The 18,834-nt window shown below is 52.9% G+C and carries 17 protein-coding genes; 1 reads left to right on the top strand and 16 read right to left on the bottom strand.

Going from position 1 to position 18,834, the window contains the following annotated elements; all coding sequences use genetic code 11:
* Positions 1-7 precede the first annotated feature (7 nt).
* Positions 8-1,324, top strand: a complete 1,317-nt coding sequence (mdlD, locus tag K6L24_RS21460) for an NAD(P)-dependent benzaldehyde dehydrogenase MdlD (protein ID WP_222681816.1) — start codon at positions 8-10, stop codon at positions 1,322-1,324.
* Positions 1,325-1,428: 104 nt separating this feature from the next.
* Here mdlD and K6L24_RS21455 read toward each other — a convergent pair whose 3' ends face one another.
* The 16 genes from K6L24_RS21455 to asnC form a co-directional block, all read right to left on the bottom strand.
* Positions 1,429-2,748 (bottom strand): serine hydrolase domain-containing protein, encoded by a 1,320-nt coding sequence (locus tag K6L24_RS21455; RefSeq protein ID WP_118665137.1) that lies wholly within the window; start codon positions 2,746-2,748, stop codon positions 1,429-1,431.
* Positions 2,749-2,884: 136 nt separating this feature from the next.
* A complete protein-coding gene (glmS, locus tag K6L24_RS21450) occupies positions 2,885-4,714 on the bottom strand; it encodes a glutamine--fructose-6-phosphate transaminase (isomerizing) (protein WP_222681815.1) in 1,830 nt (609 codons plus the stop codon).
* A 268-nt stretch (positions 4,715-4,982) separates the two neighbouring features.
* Entirely contained in the window at positions 4,983-6,353 is a 1,371-nt protein-coding gene (gene glmU / locus K6L24_RS21445) for a bifunctional UDP-N-acetylglucosamine diphosphorylase/glucosamine-1-phosphate N-acetyltransferase GlmU (RefSeq protein WP_062744100.1), read from the bottom strand.
* A gap of 374 nt (positions 6,354-6,727) precedes the next feature.
* Complete coding sequence (locus tag K6L24_RS21440; RefSeq protein ID WP_062744101.1) at positions 6,728-7,147, bottom strand: F0F1 ATP synthase subunit epsilon; 420 nt, start codon at positions 7,145-7,147, stop codon at positions 6,728-6,730.
* 24 nt (positions 7,148-7,171) lie between these two features.
* Positions 7,172-8,554: a F0F1 ATP synthase subunit beta gene (gene atpD, locus K6L24_RS21435; RefSeq protein WP_062744102.1), complete on the bottom strand. Its 1,383-nt coding sequence runs from the start codon at positions 8,552-8,554 to the stop codon at positions 7,172-7,174.
* A 63-nt stretch (positions 8,555-8,617) separates the two neighbouring features.
* Positions 8,618-9,487, bottom strand: a complete 870-nt coding sequence (atpG, locus tag K6L24_RS21430) for a F0F1 ATP synthase subunit gamma (protein WP_062744103.1) — start codon at positions 9,485-9,487, stop codon at positions 8,618-8,620.
* Positions 9,488-9,541: 54 nt separating this feature from the next.
* Entirely contained in the window at positions 9,542-11,083 is a 1,542-nt protein-coding gene (gene atpA, locus K6L24_RS21425; RefSeq protein ID WP_062744104.1) for a F0F1 ATP synthase subunit alpha, read from the bottom strand.
* 14 nt (positions 11,084-11,097) lie between these two features.
* Positions 11,098-11,631 (bottom strand): F0F1 ATP synthase subunit delta, encoded by a 534-nt coding sequence (gene atpH / locus K6L24_RS21420; RefSeq protein ID WP_062744105.1) that lies wholly within the window; start codon positions 11,629-11,631, stop codon positions 11,098-11,100.
* Between the two features lie 11 nt (positions 11,632-11,642).
* Positions 11,643-12,113 carry a F0F1 ATP synthase subunit B gene (gene atpF / locus K6L24_RS21415; RefSeq protein ID WP_062744106.1) on the bottom strand — a complete coding sequence of 157 codons (471 nt, stop codon included), beginning with the start codon at positions 12,111-12,113 and terminating at the stop codon, positions 11,643-11,645.
* A 102-nt stretch (positions 12,114-12,215) separates the two neighbouring features.
* Positions 12,216-12,455: a F0F1 ATP synthase subunit C gene (atpE, locus tag K6L24_RS21410; RefSeq protein ID WP_003849523.1), complete on the bottom strand. Its 240-nt coding sequence runs from the start codon at positions 12,453-12,455 to the stop codon at positions 12,216-12,218.
* 49 nt (positions 12,456-12,504) lie between these two features.
* Positions 12,505-13,320 carry a F0F1 ATP synthase subunit A gene (gene atpB / locus K6L24_RS21405; RefSeq protein WP_062744107.1) on the bottom strand — a complete coding sequence of 272 codons (816 nt, stop codon included), beginning with the start codon at positions 13,318-13,320 and terminating at the stop codon, positions 12,505-12,507.
* Between the two features lie 8 nt (positions 13,321-13,328).
* Entirely contained in the window at positions 13,329-13,709 is a 381-nt protein-coding gene (atpI, locus tag K6L24_RS21400) for a F0F1 ATP synthase subunit I (RefSeq protein ID WP_062744108.1), read from the bottom strand.
* 824 nt (positions 13,710-14,533) lie between these two features.
* The gene (gene rsmG / locus K6L24_RS21395; RefSeq protein ID WP_062744109.1) at positions 14,534-15,154 is read right to left on the bottom strand and encodes a 16S rRNA (guanine(527)-N(7))-methyltransferase RsmG; all 621 of its coding nucleotides are present in this window, start codon (positions 15,152-15,154) and stop codon (positions 14,534-14,536) included.
* 44 nt (positions 15,155-15,198) lie between these two features.
* Positions 15,199-17,088, bottom strand: coding sequence for a tRNA uridine-5-carboxymethylaminomethyl(34) synthesis enzyme MnmG (gene mnmG, locus K6L24_RS21390; protein ID WP_118665135.1), 1,890 nt, complete (start codon positions 17,086-17,088; stop codon positions 15,199-15,201).
* 466 nt (positions 17,089-17,554) lie between these two features.
* On the bottom strand, positions 17,555-17,995 hold the full coding sequence (mioC, locus tag K6L24_RS21385) for an FMN-binding protein MioC (protein WP_062744111.1): 441 nt from the start codon (positions 17,993-17,995) through the stop codon (positions 17,555-17,557).
* Between the two features lie 258 nt (positions 17,996-18,253).
* Entirely contained in the window at positions 18,254-18,715 is a 462-nt protein-coding gene (gene asnC, locus K6L24_RS21380) for a transcriptional regulator AsnC (protein WP_062744112.1), read from the bottom strand.
* Positions 18,716-18,834 lie beyond the last annotated feature (119 nt).

Here is an 18,834-nt window from a genome sequence, read left to right as displayed (position 1 = left end):
AGGCGCAATGGAGTCGAAAGAGAAGGGAGCGTTACTCGAGATTTTTCACCGGCAGAAAACCCTCTTTTTATCCGGCATCACCCGGGATAATACGTTTAAAAAAAACCAGCTGGGTAAATTAAAAAACGCGCTACTGGGCCACAAAGAGGAGATTTATCAGGCGATGTGGGCCGATCTCGGCCGCAGCGAAGCAGGCGTGGAACAGGCTGAAATCGCCCCGCTGGTGAATGAAATCAACTACGCCATCAGCCATCTTGATGAGTGGTCCGTCGAGAAAAAGGTACCGACCCCACCATCACTGGGCAACAGTGAAAGCTATATTACGCGGGAGGGGTATGGTGTTAACTATATCATCGGGCCGTTTAACTACCCCCTGTTCCTTAGCGTTTGTCCGCTGATTGGGGCTATTGTCGGCGGCAACACCGCTATTATCAAGCCCTCTGAAGCCACGCCCGCCGCCTCTGCGGTGATTGAGAAAATCATCAACAGAACCTTTGAACCAGACTATATCCACGTCTGCCAGGGGGCAAAAGAAGAAAATGAGTTTCTGCTTACGCTGCCGTTTAACCTGATTTTCTTCACCGGCAGCCCACTGGTGGGAAAAGTCGTGATGGCCGCCGCGGCGAAGCATCTCACCCCGGTACTGCTGGAAATGGGCGGTAAATGTCCGGCGATTGTGCTGGAGGATGCCGACCCGGAAGTAGTGGTGGCCGAGCTGGTCGCCAGTAAGATGATCAACAGTGGTCAAACCTGCGTGGCCCCGGATTACCTTTATATCGACAGGCGGTTTAAACCACAAATCGTCAGTCAACTGTGCACGGCGCTAAATAGCAGGTTTGGTGTGGCTGGCAGCCACGGCAGGATAGTTTCCAACGCGGCTTACACACGCCTGGAAAAAATCCTCGCCAGCAGCGACGGAAAGATTGTCTGGCGCGGAGCATCGGATAAGGCACAGCGCTTTTTTGGCGCCGCTATCGTGGACAATGTCAGCTTTCACGACAGCACCATGCAGCAGGAGTTGTTTGGTCCGATCTTTCCCGTACTGACTTTCGACAGCGAGCAGGAGATTGCGACACTTATTAATACTTATCATCCACAGCCGCTGGCAGCCTATGTTTTTTCCCGCGACACTGACCGCGCCCGTGCCCTCATTGACACCATCCCGTCGGGAGATGCCGGGATCAACGCGCTGCTGCTTCATGCGGCTTCGCCTTATCTGCCTTTTGGCGGCGTGGGTATCTCCGGGATGGGCTGTTATCATGGGGAGTATTCTTACCAGGCCTTTACGCATCCGAAGTCATTACGCGTAAAAAAAACAGGATAGCGAAAGAGGCAGCGTATCCGTCTGCCTTGCCATCCCGCACTCAAGCCCGGTCACGTCACCCGAAGACGCGTATTACCGATGCCTGACCGCTTTTTCCCGTCAGGCTAGTTAACATTATGTTCTGCCAGCGCATTCGCAATCGCATTAAACATCAAAGAGGCTTCGAGCGGCTGCTTATTTGCTGCAGGCTCGGCCTGAGGCCAGGTCGACCACTGCACAATCACCAGTTTCTGCTGCCGATCGATGGCGATCATCTGACCATAAATCCCCTCAGCCGACAGCGCCTTATCGCGGGTTAACCCCTCCACAGGACGCGCTTTTTTGGTGTCCAGCGGTACGCTGCTGTTCCACCACTGGAAACCGAACTGTCCGTGAGGATAATCGGGTGTCACTGAGTTTTGCGCACGGGTCCAGCGAGTAGCCTCTTTTACCCAGCCATCGGGCAGGGTCCTGGTGCCATCAGGCAGAACACCATCGTTCATCACGAACAGCCCAAACTTGCCCCAGTCTTCGAGAGTGGCATTAAACCCGTGAGCGCCGACGTCATGTTTACCCGGCAGGTAGCTGTGCCAGACGCCATCATTCACCATGCCGTAAGGCTGCCAGATAGTATCCTGCAGATAGCGGGCCAGCGTTTCACCAGTGGCTTTTTCCAGCGTGTCGCCTAATACCCAGGCGCCGCCAGACGAGTAAGACCAGATCACGCCAGGTCTGGCATAGGCCTTCCGCTGAGGATCCAGTATCAGCTTACTGACGCACGCATAGGTATCCTTGCCTGCCTCACACTGCGTCAGCCGGGCAAAATCAGAGGTCGGGTCGGTATAATCTTCGTTCCATGTCACACCGGAGGTATGTTGCAACAGGCTGCGCAAGGGTACATGTTCCCACGCCGTCCCCCGCACAGCAGGGTTGTATTTACCGGCCTCATCATCCAGTGAGGCTATTTGTCCCCGCTTCAGGGCAATGCCCACCAGCGTCGATACGACCGATTTACCGACCGAGCGTGACGTCCAGAGGGTGGTTTTTGTATTGCCCTTGTCGTAATGGTCCCAGACGATGTGACCGTTTTTAATGACCATGAAGCCGGTCACGTTGTTACGGTGAAGGTAGTTTAACAACGTGTATTTGTGCCCCTGATATTCATAGGCCACGCGTGAAAGAGCATGGTGAACGACGGGAAGGGGGACGGGTTTACCCGCTCTGAAAATATCGCCAGGATAGGAGCGATAGTCGTTACGAAAACCGATAACACGCTCCTCAGGCGTCCAGGTAAGCATGTTTTTTACGTCGGGGAGGTTTTTATCCAGTGGCCTTGGGCAGGTGGTCAGCGGCACCGGGCAGCTGGCAGCAGACGTGGATCCCGCCACCCCCTGAGCGACCAGACAGAGCGTGATCAGACATAATCCGGTTTTCATCTTTTTCATCCTGTTCCCTTAACATCAGATGTGAGCGTTCATCTTAAAGAAAGCGAATAAGGATATTTGGACAAAAAAAGTCCGGCATACTGTTTGTTACAGTAATGCCGGACTGCTGTGCGGGGTAGCGGTACTGAACGCCGGATTATTCTACCGTAACGGATTTCGCCAGGTTACGCGGCTGATCGACGTCGGTGCCTTTGATCAGGGCAACGTGATAGGACAGTAGCTGCAACGGCACGGTATAAAAAATAGGTGCGATAACCTCTTCGACATGCGGCAGCGGAATAATCCTCATCCCTTCGCTGTTAGCAAAACCGGCATCAATATCGGCGAAGACATAAAGCAGGCCACCACGGGCACGCACCTCTTCGATATTTGATTTCAGTTTTTCCAGCAGCTCATTGTTCGGTGCCACCACAATCACCGGCATATCGGCATCGATCAGTGCCAGCGGCCCGTGCTTCAGTTCACCGGCTGCGTAAGCTTCCGCATGAATATAGGAGATCTCCTTCAGCTTCAGCGCCCCTTCCATCGCGATTGGATACTGATCGCCACGGCCCAGGAACAACGCATGATGCTTGTCAGAGAAATCTTCCGCCAGCGAAGCAATCAGCTCATCCTGCGACAACATCTGCTCGATGCGGCTTGGCAAGGCCTGCAGGGAGTGGACAATGTCGTGTTCCACCTGCGGGTCAACGCCTTTCAGACGACCGATTTTCGCCACCAGCATCAGCAGTACGGTCAGTTGCGTGGTGAACGCTTTGGTGGACGCGACGCCAATTTCGGTGCCCGCTTTAGTCATCAGCGCCAGGTCTGACTCACGCACCAGTGATGAGCCGGCCACGTTACAGATGGCCAGTGAGCCCAGGTATCCCAGCTCTTTCGACAGACGCAGTGCCGCCAGCGTATCCGCCGTTTCTCCCGACTGAGAAAGGGTGATCAGCAGACTGTTTTTACGCACCGCAGATTTGCGATAACGGAATTCAGAAGCAATCTCGACATCGCAGGGTACGTTTGCCAGTGACTCAAACCAGTAACGCGAAACCATACCGGAATTGTAGGAAGTGCCACAGGCAACGATCTGAATATGCTCAACGTTTGCCAGCAGGGTATCCGCCTGCGGCCCCAGCTCGGAAAGGTCAACTTCGCCGTGGCTGAAGCGACCGCTCAGGGTATTTTTAATGGCGACCGGCTGTTCGTAGATTTCTTTCTGCATGTAGTGACGGTAAACGCCTTTGTCACCGGCGTCATACTGTGCGTTAGACTCGATCTCTGCGCGTTTCACCTGCGTGCCGCTACGGTCGAAGATAGTCACATCACGGCGGGTAATTTCAGCAATGTCGCCCTCTTCCAGGTAGACAAAGCGGCGGGTAACCGGCAGTAACGCCAGCTGGTCAGAAGCAATAAAGTTTTCACCCACGCCACGGCCAATGACCAGCGGGCTGCCGGAGCGGGCCGCCACAACCGTCGACGGATCGCGGCTGTCCATAATAACCATGCCGTATGCGCCGCGCAGTGCAGGGATCACACGCTGCACAACCTCACGCAGTGAGCCGCCCTGCTTCTGCTCCCAGTGAACCAGATGTGCCACCACTTCGGTGTCAGTTTCGGAAGCGAAGGTATAACCCCGGGCGATAAGCTGCTCGCGCAGCGGTTCATGATTCTCAATAATCCCGTTGTGGACAACGATGATCTGCTCAGAGATATGCGGATGCGCATTCGCTTCCGATGGCTCTCCATGCGTAGCCCAGCGGGTATGCGCAATACCCGAGCCTCCCACCAGCGCGGTGGTTTCTGCCGCTTCAGCAAGGTTCTGAACCTTACCCAGACGACGAAGGCGGGTGGCATGCCCTTGATGATCAACCACGGCCAGACCCGCAGAGTCATAGCCCCGATACTCCAGACGACGCAACCCTTCAAGCAGGATTTCCGCAATATCACGCTGCGCTACAGCACCAACAATTCCACACATAGTTAATTTCCTGACATGATGCCGTTCAGCGGCATCAGCGTTGTCTTCTGACCTGAATATTCCGGTAATACGCTCATTCATTCAGGCGGCACGTTCGTGACGTCCCTGCAGCACAGAAGATCCTGTGCCTGAGAAAACGGGCGCAGTCAGCGCCTGTGCGGCCTGAAGGATGACGCGTTATTCCGGTTCCCCGAGCCTTGTAGAGTGGGGATTATTTTTATATTTACTGCTTTTTACCGGCTGAAATCGTGTTCAGCCTGATGAAAACTTATTTTTTCTTTTCCGGGCGCTGCCAGCCGGTATTCAGCTGTTGCTCTTTACGGTTGTACACCAGGCCTGCTGCCGGGACATTTTTCATTATGGTCGTACCGGCGGCAATGGTGGCGCCCGCCGCCACGGTCACCGGGGCAATCAGCTGGGTATCCGAGCCGACAAACACATCATCACCGATAATCGTTTTCGATTTATTCACGCCGTCGTAATTGCAGGTAATGGTACCGGCACCGATATTGACGTTTGCCCCAATCTCAGCATCTCCAAGATAGCTCAGATGGCCCGCTTTCGAACCTTTGCCCAACCGGGCTTTTTTCATCTCAACGAAATTACCGACGTGTGCCCCTTCGGCCAGCTCACTGCCCGGACGCAGGCGGGCAAATGGCCCGACGGTACAGCACGGAGCCAGCTGCGCATCTTCAATGACGCTGTAAGGGCTGATCACGCTGTCATCAGCAATCACGCTGTTTTTAATCACGCAGCCGCTGCCGATAATGACGCGATCGCCCAGCGTCACGTTGCCTTCAATAATGACATTGGTGTCGATAATGACGTCACGCCCATGCACCAGCTCACCCCGCAGATCGAAGCGCGCCGGATCCCGCAGCATTACACCGGCCAGCAGCAACTTCTCTGCCTGCGCGGCCTGGTAAACACGCTCCAGCGTCGCCAGCTGTAAGCGGTTGTTCACGCCGTCAGTTTCCGTCGCGCGTGAGGGATGCACCGCATTAATCTGTCGGCCTTCCTGATGGGCAAGGGCAATAATATCGGTGATATAATATTCACCCTGGGCGTTATTGTTGTTCAGCTTACCGAGCCAGCGTTTAAGATCGGCACCATTGGCCACCAGGATGCCGGAATTAATCTCAGTGATGAGCATCTGGTCTGGCGTAGCATCCTTATGTTCAACGATGCCCACGACCTGACCCTGTTCACGAATGATACGCCCGTAACCGGTTGGGTTATCGAGGATCACCGTCAGCAGGCCAATGCCGCCCTCTGGCTTCGCCATCTGTAAACGACTCAGCGTCTCTACAGAGATCAACGGCACATCGCCATACAGCATCAGGATGTCTTCGTCATCGGCAAAACAGGGCGCAGCCTGCTGCATAGCATGGCCGGTGCCCAACTGCTCTGCCTGAAGCACCCAGTTAAGCGAATCATCATTGAGGGTGCTTTTCAGAAGATCCCCCCCGTGGCCATAAACCAGATTGATGCGCTGCGCATGAAGTGCTTTTGCCGCATCAATCACGTGCTGAACCATCGGTTTGCCTGCCAGCTCGTGCAACACTTTTGGCAGTTCGGAATACATTCGGGTTCCTTTACCGGCGGCAAGGATCACCACGCTCATCGGGCGGTTTGACATAGACATCCTGACTAATTCTGAGTTAAACGAAGTTAAGCGGTTTAAGGGCGTAATTACTACATATTTTTCGGCAAAAAACATCTTTAACCGCCGCTCTCAGTGCAGTTTTTTCGCCGTATAAAAGGGGACTTTTCAAATTCATCGCTCCGGTTCTGCAGTACTAAACCGAACAGGCGCGGCGTAAAAAAAGGAGGTTTCGATTCCTGCATGGCTAGCCTCATGGTCTGATGCGGTTCAGGAGGTAAGGGGGTCTGGCGATGGTGACATGTCCGACGAGTCTATCGCAGGGAAACTTACGACTACGGATGGCTGAGGTGAAGCATAAAAAAATGCCAGTCAGTTTCCTGACTGGCATTTTACTGTTTAAACCTGAATTACATCGCTTTACGGGTTAACTCGATCACACGCAGTTTGGCGATCGCTTTAGCCAGTTCCGCAGACGCCATAGCGAAGTCAACGTCACCGTGAGAGCTGTTCATATGCTCTTCGGCTTTGCGTTTCGCTTCCAGCGCGCGAGCTTCATCAAGATCGCTGCCGCGGATCGCTGTGTCAGCCAGCACGGTGACCGCGCCAGGCTGCACTTCCAGTACGCCGCCAGAGAGATAAATCACCTCTTCGTCGCCGTGCTGCTTAACGATGCGAATCATACCAGGCTTAATGGCGGTCAGAAGCGGGGCGTGGTTTGGACGAATACCCAACTCACCTTCGCTACCTGAAACCTGGATGCTCTGCACAGTGCCTGTGAACATTTGCAGTTCTGCGCTGACAACGTCCAGGTGAAAAGTCATAGCCATTGTTAACCTCCTGAGAAACCAGAATTACAGTTTCTTCGCTTTTTCCACGGCTTCTTCGATAGAACCCACCATGTAGAAAGCCTGCTCTGGCATATGGTCGAATTCACCTTCCATGATGCCTTTAAAGCCACGGATGGTATCTTTCAGCGACACGTATTTGCCCGGTGAACCGGTGAAGACTTCTGCCACGAAGAACGGCTGGGACAGGAAGCGCTGCATCTTACGAGAGCGTGCTACCACCAGTTTGTCTTCTTCTGACAGTTCGTCCATACCCAGGATGGCAATGATGTCTTTCAGTTCCTGATAACGCTGCAGCAGTGACTGAACGCCACGTGCAGTGTCATAGTGTTCCTGACCAACAACCAGTGGATCCAGCTGACGGCTGGTAGAATCCAGTGGGTCAACCGCCGGGTAGATACCCAGGGAAGCGATCTGACGGCTCAGTACCACGGTTGCATCAAGGTGCGCAAAGGTGGTGGCTGGTGACGGGTCAGTCAAGTCATCCGCAGGGACGTAAACGGCCTGTACAGAAGTGATTGAACCGGTTTTGGTTGAGGTGATACGTTCCTGCAGAACGCCCATCTCTTCCGCCAGCGTTGGCTGATAACCTACCGCAGAAGGCATACGACCCAGCAGAGCGGAGACTTCCGTACCGGCCAGGGTGTAACGATAGATGTTATCGATGAACAGAAGCACGTCACGACCTTCGTCACGGAACTTCTCAGCCATAGTCAGGCCGGTCAGCGCAACGCGCAGACGGTTTCCTGGTGGCTCGTTCATCTGGCCATAGACCAGGGACACTTTATCGATAACGTTGGAGTCGGTCATTTCGTGGTAGAAGTCGTTACCCTCACGAGTACGCTCACCTACGCCCGCAAATACCGAGAAACCTGAGTGCTCTGCCGCAATGTTACGGATCAGCTCCATCATGTTTACGGTTTTACCCACACCCGCACCACCGAACAGTCCCACTTTACCGCCTTTGGCAAACGGACACATCAGGTCGATAACCTTGATGCCGGTTTCCAGCAGTTCCTGCGAGTTAGACTGATCTTCGTATGAAGGTGCTGCGCGGTGAATTGCCCAACGCTCTTCTTCGCCGATGTCGCCTTTCATATCGATTGGCTCACCCAGCACGTTCATGATACGGCCCAGTGTTGCCACACCAACAGGTACTTCGATCGGGTGCTTCAGGTCAACCGTTTCCAGGCCACGCTTCAGGCCATCGGAAGAACCCATGGCGATGGTACGAACCACGCCGCCGCCCAGCTGCTGCTGAACTTCCAGCACCAGACGAACATCACCATTTTTAACCTCAAGGGCGCTGTACACTTGTGGTACTGCGTCCTGAGGGAATTCGACGTCAACTACGGCGCCGATTACCTGGACAATCTTTCCAGTAGCCATCTTGAATCCTCTACCTAATTCGTTTATACCCCGCCCGCATGCAACGCAGCAGGGTATACCTGGTTAAACCGCGGAGGCCCCACCGACAATCTCGGTAAGTTCCTGGGTGATGCTGGCCTGACGAGCCTTGTTGTATACCAACTGCAGCTCTTTGATCAGGTTTCCGCCGTTATCGGTCGCGGCTTTCATCGCCACCATTCGCGCGGCCTGCTCGCTGGCCAGGTTTTCAACAACACCCTGGTAAACCTGAGACTCGACGTAGCGACGCAGTAATGTGTCCAGCAGCGCTTTCGGATCGGGTTCATACAGATAATCCCAGGTACTCTTCTTCACAACGCCTTCCGCATCATCTGCTGGCGGTAACGGCAGCAGCTGTACGATCTGTGGAGACTGAGACATGGTGTTGATAAATTTGTTGCTGACAATGAACAGCTTGTCGAGACGGCCTTCATCGTAAGCTTGCAGCATCACTTTGACCGGACCAATCAGGTCAGACAGGGCAGGTTTATCGCCCATACCGTTTACCTGAGCAACAATGTTGCCACCGACAGAACTGAAGAATGACAGACCTTTAGAACCAATAATCGCCAGATCGCTCTCGACGCCTTTATCAGCCCAGGCTTTCATATCCGCCAGCACTTTTTTGAACAGGTTAATGTTCAAACCACCACACAGCCCGCGGTCGGTAGATACGACCAGATAGCCAACGCGTTTAACGTCACGCTCTTCCAGGTATGGGTGCTTGTATTCCAGATTACCTAACGCAATGTGACCAATCACTTTGCGCATGGTCTCTGCATAAGGACGGCTGGCCGCCATGCGTTCTTGCGATTTACGCATTTTGGAGGCGGCGACCATTTCCATCGCTTTGGTGATCTTCTGCGTGTTTTGCACGCTGCCGATCTTACTACGTATCTCTTTTGCGCCGGCCATAAGCTTCTCCTCAAAGCCTTGCGGCCTGCCCCCGAAAGGACAGGCCGCCAGACATTACCAGGACTGGGTTGCTTTAAACGTTTCGAGGAGGCCTTTCAGCTTCTCTTCGATTTCGCCGTTATAGTTACCAGACTGGTTGATATCAGCCATCAGCTCTGCGTGATCGCGATCCGCAAATGCCAGCAGTGCCGCTTCGAAGCTACCGATTTTCGCCAGTTCGACGTCATTCAGGAAGCCGCGTTCAGCAGCAAACAGTACCAGACCCTGCTGTGCGACAGACATCGGCGCATACTGTTTCTGTTTCAGCAACTCGGTCACTTTCTGACCATGGCTTAACTGTTTGCGGGTGGCTTCATCCAGATCGGATGCGAACTGAGAGAACGCAGCCAGTTCACGATACTGTGCCAGCGCGGTACGAATACCACCGGACAGTTTCTTGATGATCTTGGTCTGAGCAGCACCACCAACACGAGATACCGAGATACCCGGGTTAACCGCCGGACGAATACCGGAGTTAAACAAGTTGGTTTCCAGGAAGATCTGACCATCAGTAATCGAGATTACGTTGGTTGGAACGAACGCAGAAACGTCACCCGCCTGGGTTTCAATGATAGGCAGTGCAGTCAGTGAACCGGTTTTACCTTTCACTTCACCGTTAGTGAAACGCTCAACATAGTCGGCGCTCACACGAGAAGCACGCTCCAGCAGACGGGAGTGGAGGTAGAACACGTCGCCAGGGAAGGCTTCACGGCCTGGTGGACGGCGCAGCAGCAGAGAAACCTGACGGTAAGCAACAGCCTGTTTAGACAGGTCATCGTATACGATCAGTGCATCTTCACCGCGGTCACGGAAATATTCGCCCATCGCGCAACCGGCATACGGTGCCAGGTATTGCAGTGCAGCAGACTCAGATGCGGTCGCTACCACAACGATGGTGTTAGCCAGCGCGTTGTGTTCTTCCAGCTTACGTACCACGTTAGCGATAGTAGAGGCTTTCTGGCCGATAGCGACGTATACACATTTGATGCCTGAGTCGCGCTGGTTGATGATCGCATCGATCGCCATCGCGGTTTTACCGGTCTGACGGTCACCGATGATCAGCTCACGCTGGCCACGGCCGATAGGAATCATTGCATCGACAGATTTGTAGCCGGTCTGTACAGGCTGGTCTACTGACTGACGATCGATAACGCCAGGAGCAATCACTTCGATCGGTGAGAAACCGTCGTTGTCGATAGCGCCTTTACCATCGATAGGTGCACCCAGGGTGTTCACCACGCGACCTAACAAGCCACGGCCAACCGGTACTTCCAGGATACGGCCAGTACACTTCACCTTCATGCCTTCGGCGAGGTCAGCGTATGGGCCCATCACCACTGCACCTACAGAGTCACGCTCCAGGTTCAGTGCGATTGCGTAACGGCTGCCCGGCAGGGCAATCATCTCACCCTGCATCACATCGGCCAGGCCGTTGACGCGGATGATACCGTCACTTACAGAAACGATAGTACCTTCGTTGTGAGCTTCGCTCACTACATTGAACTGAGCAATGCGCTGCTTGATCAGTTCGCTGATTTCGGTGGAATTCAGTTGCATATGCTCCAGTCCCCTTAAGACTGCAAGACGTCTGCGAGGCGTTCAAGACGACCGCGTACGCTGCCGTCAATGACCATATCACCCGCTCGGATGATTACGCCCGCCATTACAGACTTATCAATTTTGCAATTCAGCTTAACTTTGCGTGACAGACGTTTCTCCATCGCGCTGCTGATTTTGGTCAGCTGTTCGTCGCTCAATGCTGCGGAAGAGATAACTTCAACCTCAGCGGTCGCATCATGTGCGGCACGCAGATGGATGAACTGTTCCAAAACATCGGCAAGCGCCGGCAAACGTTTGTTTTCGGCCATCACCTTGATCAGGTTCTGACCGGCTTCGTCGAGTTGGTCACCACAGATTGCGATGAACGCTCCAGACAACGCTTCCGGCGCCAGAGCGCCGGAAAGAAGTTCGGATACTTGTTCATTGCCAGCCACTTCGGCCGCAAACGCCAGCATTTGCTGCCAGCGATCAATACTTTGGTGTTCAACCGCAAAGTCAAAAGCGGCTTTAGCGTAGGGGCGAGCTACGGTAGTAAATTCAGACATCAGCCCCTCCCTTACAGTTCAGCGACCAGTTTATCAACGATGTCGCTGTTAGCAGCTTCATCCACGGAACGTTCAATGATTTTCTCGGCGCCGGCAACAGCCAGCATCGCGACCTGCTTACGCAGCTCTTCACGTGCACGTTTGCGTTCGGCATCAATTTCTGCCTGCGCCTGAGTGACGATCTTGCTACGTTCCTGCTCAGCCTCAGCTTTCGCTTCGTCCAGGATCTGCGCACGGCGTTTGTTCGCCTGCTCGATGATGACCTGAGCGTCTTCTTTCGCTTTCTTCAGCTGATCGGTCGCATTAGCCTGCGCGAGATCCAAATCTTTCTTGGCACGTTCAGCGGAAGCAAGGCCTTCGGCAACTTCTTTCTGGCGCTTTTCGATAGCGGCCATAAGCGGCGGCCATACGTACTTCATGCAGAACGCTACAAACAGGATGAACGCGATAGCCTGGCCGAGGATTGTTGCGTTAATGTTCACAGCACAATGCCTCTTGTTAAGTTAACGTTTTCTGCCGCTGTCATTAACAGCGGCAGAAGCCGTTCATCGCCGTACATTACACACAGCGATGAACAAACGGTTTTACGCGACAGCAAACATCACGTACAGACCCAGACCAACAGCGATCATCGGGATTGCATCCACCAGACCCATTACAACAAAGAACTGCGTGCGCAGCAGAGGAATCAGATCCGGTTGGCGTGCGGCGCCTTCCAGGAATTTGCCTCCGAGGATGCCGATACCGATCGCAGCACCGATTGCCGCCAGGCCCATCATCACAGCGGCAGCCATGTACAGCAGATCCATATTCAGGTTTTCCATGACAGTCTCCAGTTTGTTTCAGTTAAAACGCAGTAGTGTTGAGAAAAAATCAATGTTCTTCAGATGCCATCGACAGATAGACAATCGTTAAGACCATGAAAATGAAAGCCTGCAGCGAAATGATCAGGATGTGGAAAATGGCCCAAGGCACATTCAGAATCCACTGTGACCACCACGGCAACAGACCGGCAATCAGGATAAAAATCAATTCCCCCGCATACATGTTTCCGAACAGTCGCAGACCCAGAGATACCGGTTTGGACAGCAGGCTCACACCTTCCAGAATCAGGTTGATCGGAATAAACACAGGGTGGTTGAAGGGTTGCAAAGTCAGCTCTTTCGTAAAGCCGCCAATGCCTTTCATCTTGATGCTGTAGAACAGAATCAAAATAAATACGCCAAGGGCCATCGACAACGTGACGTTCACGTCAGCAGAAGGCACCACACGCAACGCTGGCAGACCCAGATAATGCTCACCGATATACGGCAGCAAATCGATAGGCAGCAAGTCCATGAAGTTCATCAGGAACACCCAGACAAAAATCGTCAGGGCCAGCGGAGCGATAAGTTTGCTTTTACCGTGGTACATGTCGCGCACGTTGTCGTCAACGAAACCAACAACTAACTCAACAGCGGCCTGTAATTTACCTGGTACGCCACTGGTCGCTGATTTCGCCACTTTGCGAAACAGCACCAGGAACACCAGTCCCAGCACCACAGAGAAAAACATGGAGTCGATATTTAATACCCAGAACGACGGAGCGTCGTGCGGATTCACTAGCTCGAAGGTACGCAGGTCAAGCTGAAGGTTTTTCAGATGATGACCTATGTATTCTTGCGGCGTAGAGATTTCTCCTGCAGCCATGATGCCTCTTACCCTTTGTTGTTAATTACAGCCGGTGCGACGATTTGCACAATCAGCACCGATAACCAGGCCAGTCCCAGCGGCGTAAACGCCGCCTTAAACACTCCCAGCGCCACAATAATCACGAGAATCGTAACGAGAACTTTTAGCGCTTCACCTAACGCAAAAGTCCAGGCAAGCCGCCCCGTCACTTCGTGCCCCGCCTGGTGACGCCAGGCAAAAATCATAAACAACACGTTTGGCAGCCAGGCTGCCAGTCCACCCGCAAGGGCGGACACGCCCCACGTCAGATCTTTAAGGGCAAACAGCGCACCGATTACGACGAAGGTCACCAACTGTAACAACAGGATGGTTCGGGCAAATTTCACTCTGTAAAGGGACACTGACATGACGCTGAAACTCTCCTGCCCCGATGGGGGTATGTCGCGTGTCGTATAAAACTGCCTTTGCTCTTTTGAGTCAAGCAGCAAAAACCGTGCAAATTATACGGTGCGCACCTGTGATTTCAATCGATAAGTAGAGAAAAGGTGAACAATTATTTAAATTTCTTTCCGGAAACCTATTTTCCAAAACCAATGACAAAGGAAGCTTATCGACTTTTTACGGCAATGCGCGACATTCCTTGCTCGCAAAGCGTGCGGAAGATCACAAATTAGCAATGTAACGGAGAACAATTAAACAAACATCTGGATGAATTTGAGTAATAACCGATTTAAAAACTCCGTAAATTCATCAAGATAGCCGCGTAATTTGTGGAAAAAGGCACTTTTAATGATTAAAAGGTATTATTGACATCTGTAGCAAATATTTAACATCGACAAGGCCATGACTTGCGCCAATTTATTAGGAGGAGATATTTTCATGTGTGACTATTTGCACCCTAAAATATTGCGGAAAATATGACTCAAGTGATAACAAAATGTGAAATTAACGTTAAATGTAACAGAGATTGTCAGATAATGACTGACGAATGATTTAACCTGATGGTAACAGCTCCGTCCAGGCAAATTTTCACAAAAAAGATCGGCAGGCACGCACATTAAGAATACTCGCATGGATATCAGGCGGCTTTAACGCAGAAAACCATATAGTTTCAGAGGTTAACTACCCTCCTTAATCCAGATGCAGTGACAGCGCAAAAGAGGCTTTTCCGGCAAAAAAACCGCCAGCGACGATAAAACACGCTGACGGGCCTTTATTTTGCCAGCCTGAATCAACGGGAAGGGGCAATGACCACCAGATGACGCTCACCTTCCAGCTGTGGAACGCGCAGCTGAGTGACATTTTCCACCCGATAACCGTCAGGTAAGGCGGCAATTTCCTCTGCTGGCATCACCCCTTTTAACGCATAAAAACGGCCCTGACTGCCCGGTAAATGGTGGCACCAGTTGACCATATCCGTCAGCGAGGCAAAAGCCCGACTGATGACACCATCAAAGGGAGGCTCGGCGGGAAAGTCCTCTACCCGGCTCTGTACCGGCTCAATGTTACTCAGCTTCAACTCATGCTGTACCTGCTTCAGGAAGCGGACACGCTTCCCCAGGCTGTCCAGCAGCGTAAAGTGCGCCTGAGGGCGGACAATGGCCAGCGGGATGCCGGGCAGACCCGGCCCGGTGCCGACATCAATAAACCGATCGCCTGACAGATGAGGTTCCACCACGATACTGTCAAGAATATGGCGAATAAGCATCTGCTCAGGGTCACGCACTGATGTCAGGTTGTAGGCTTTGTTCCATTTATGCAGCATAGAAACGTACCCGACCAGCTGTTCTTTCTGCTGATCGGACAGCGATATTTGCGCGCTTTTCAGCAGGGCGGAGAGTTTATTAATCACAAAGAGGTCCCGTAGGGTCGGGCAGGCCCGACCCGTATTTCAGGTCAGGCGCTTTTGCGCAGCAGGCCCTGTTTTTTTAGATAAATAAGTAAAATCGAGATAGCGGCTGGTGTAATACCGGAAATCCGTGATGCCTGACCAATCGATCCCGGTTTATGATCGTTAAGTTTAGCGATCACTTCGTTAGAAAGGCCACTCACCTGACGATAATCGAGATCCACCGGCAGCAGGGTATTTTCATTACGCAGCTGGCGGTCAATCTCTTCCTGCTGCCGGACAATATACCCTTCGTATTTCACCTGAATCTCAACCTGCTCAGCGGCCTGCGGATCGGCCAGCGCCGGACCAAAGCTGCTGAGTGTCATCAGGTTCTGATAGGTCATCTCCGGACGGCGCAGCAGGTCTTCACCGCTGGCCTCTTTCGTCAGTCCCGCACTCAGCAGCGTATTGACCTCTGTCACACACTCTGACTTTGGATGCACCCAGATATCGCGCAGGCGCTGACGTTCCAGCTCAATGCTTTCCAGCTTCTCGTTAAAGCGTGCCCAGCGGGCATCGTCCACCAGACCGAGCTCACGGCCTGCCGCGGTCAGACGAAGATCGGCATTATCCTCACGCAGCATCAGACGATATTCAGCACGTGAGGTGAACATACGGTAGGGCTCTTTAGTACCAAGGGTGCAGAGGTCATCAACCAGCACGCCGAGATAGGCCTGGTCACGACGCGGTGCCCAGGTTTCTTTGTCTGCAGACAGACGACCGGCGTTCAGGCCCGCCAGCAGGCCCTGAGCAGCCGCTTCCTCGTAGCCGGTGGTGCCGTTGATCTGTCCGGCAAAGAACAGACCCTCAATAAATTTGCTTTCCAGTGTGGGCTTCAGATCGCGGGGATCGAAGAAATCATACTCAATGGCATAGCCCGGGCGCACAATTTTGGCGTTTTCCATTCCCTGCATTGAGCGGACGATCTGCATCTGAACATCAAACGGCAGGCTGGTAGAAATGCCGTTAGGATAGATTTCGTTGCTGGTCAGGCCTTCCGGCTCCAGGAAGATCTGATGCGCGTTACGATCGGCAAAGCGCATCACTTTGTCTTCGATCGACGGGCAGTAACGTGGGCCAATGCCTTCGATCACACCGGCATACATCGGGCTGCGATCGAGGTTATTGCGGATCACATCATGGGTTTTCTCGTTGGTGTAGGTGATGTAGCACGGCACCTGCTGAGGGTGCTGACTGACATTGCCCATAAACGAGAATACGGGCATTGGCGTATCGCCATGCTGCGGAGCCAGTACGCTGAAATCAATGGTACGGGCATCAATGCGTGGCGGTGTACCGGTCTTCAGACGTCCGACACGCAGAGGCAGCTCACGCAGACGCTGTGATAACGAGATCGACGGCGGATCACCCGCACGGCCACCACTGTAGTTATCCATTCCGATATGGATTTTACCATCGAGGAAGGTACCAACCGTCAGCACGACGGCTTTGGCACGGAACTTCAGACCCATCTGGGTAACAGCACCCACGACACGATCGTTTTCGACAATAAGATCCTCGACCGCCTGCTGGAAGATCATCAGGTTAGGCTGATTCTCCAGTGCGGTACGCACAGCCTGTCGGTACAACACGCGATCGGCCTGAGCTCGGGTCGCCCGTACCGCAGGTCCTTTGCTGGCGTTTAGTATCCTAAACTGAATACCGGCCTGGTCAATGGCATGGGCCATCAGCCCACCCAGTGCATCCACTTCTTTTACCAGATGTCCTTTCCCGATGCCGCCGATCGCCGGATTGCAGGACATTTGTCCCAGCGTGTCGATGTTATGGGTTAATAACAGGGTTTGTTGACCCATACGGGCAGCGGCCATCGCGGCTTCCGTTCCCGCATGACCACCACCGATTACGATGACGTCAAAAGGATCTGGATAAAACATGGTACTGCACCTCGCGGTTTGTGCGAATTAAGGGAGTGTTGCTGAGGGCGTGGATTCTACTCAACTTTAGACGATGGCGAAAGCGCCGGGATCTTCGTGTATTAAAAAGAAGATCTTTTTTATTTAGAGATCTCTTTATTAGATCTTCTATTAGGATCGACGATCTCTGTGGATAAGCCTTTTTTGCTGATAAGGATCAACTGATTAGAGAGGATCATTAGCTGTGAATGATCGGTGATCCTGCGCCGTATAAGCTGGGATCTAAATGGCATGTTATCCACAGGTACCGGCAAGAAGCAAAGTTGTTATTGGGATAAACACCGGTTATTACCGGGTATTGAGTCATGTTATCCACAGTCGACTGCGGTAAAACCAGGCAAAAAAGAGCAATATTTACAAAACTCAGGATCGGAAAAGCCTCTTTTTGTTGATCGTACCGACGATCGCTGTCCGATCCCCGGTGGGATTAGATCCTTTTTTCCCAGCTTTCTACCCACACACCTGCAGGATCTTCCGGAATCTCATGTTGCAGTACATCAATATCCAGGCGATCACCAATACGCTGTGCACCCAGAGAGGTCAGCAACTGGTCAAACTGTTCAATGGCACCACAGAATAAATCGTATTCCCGGTTACCCAGACCCACCGCGCCAAAGCGAAGATGGCTCAGATCGGGCTGCTGTTCCTTTATGGCATCAAACAACGGCTGAATGTTGTCCGGCAGTTCACCTGCACCGTGCGTTGAACAGACCACAATCCATATGCCTTCCGTCTTCAGTTCTTCCAGCTCAGGCCCGTGCAGGGTTTCCGTGGTATGCCCCGCCTCTTCCAGCTTCTCAGCCAGATGATCGGCTACATATTCTGAGCTGCCTAAGGTACTGCCACTGATTAAGGTAATGTCGGCCATGATGGGATCCCTGAGTCATTAAGGGCAGCATTGTACTCTGTGATCTGCCTGGGATCTACCTGTGGAAAAGTAGGGGATTTACGATGAATGATGGGGGGCGATCTGACTGACCATTTTCGAGCCGGGCAGTGCTCAAAATCCTCACGTACGCATGTATGCTCAGATTCTTGTGCGCTGGCCGTCTCCACACTGACTGCGGCGATATACGTCATGAGGAAAAAGAGAACACATTCTGCTGTGGATAACCTTATGCACCGATCACGGTTTGATCGTGCGCATAATCGGGTTCTGCAGGGAGATAAGCGTTTCGGTTGACTGGATTTCGTCGATGGTCTGGATCTTATTGATCAACACCAGCTGCAGGGCATCGATCGAACGGCACATCACTTTAATAAAGATGCTGTAGTGACCGGTGGTGTACCAGGCTTCCACCACTTCTTCCAGCTGCTCCAGCTTCGCTACGGCAGCGGGGTAGTCTCTGGCGCTTTTCAGGATGATGCCGATAAAGCAGCAGACATCATAGCCCAGCTGTTTAGGGTCGATCTCCACGCGCGTGCCTTTGATGATCCCTGCCTGTTTCATCTTCTCGACGCGGACGTGAATGGTCCCCGGGCTAACGTTAAACTGTTTGGCCAGCTCTGCATAGGCGGTTCGGGCATTTTCCATCAGCGCGTTCAGGATCCCCCGGTCGAGACTGTCGGGCTGCATATTGTCAGGCATGGTGGCTCTCTAAATGAAATTTTCACAATGAACAGCATGATAATGTGCGGGATCGTGAACGTAATGGCAATCGCAGTGAGAATATGACAGCGGGCACCGGATGGCGCCCGCTGTGAGGC

The organism is Erwinia persicina (assembly GCF_019844095.1).
Classification (GTDB): Bacteria; Pseudomonadota; Gammaproteobacteria; order Enterobacterales; family Enterobacteriaceae; genus Erwinia; species Erwinia persicina.
The sequence above is the reverse complement of the archived record's forward strand: the minus strand, read 5'-3'. Positions and strand labels throughout refer to the sequence as shown.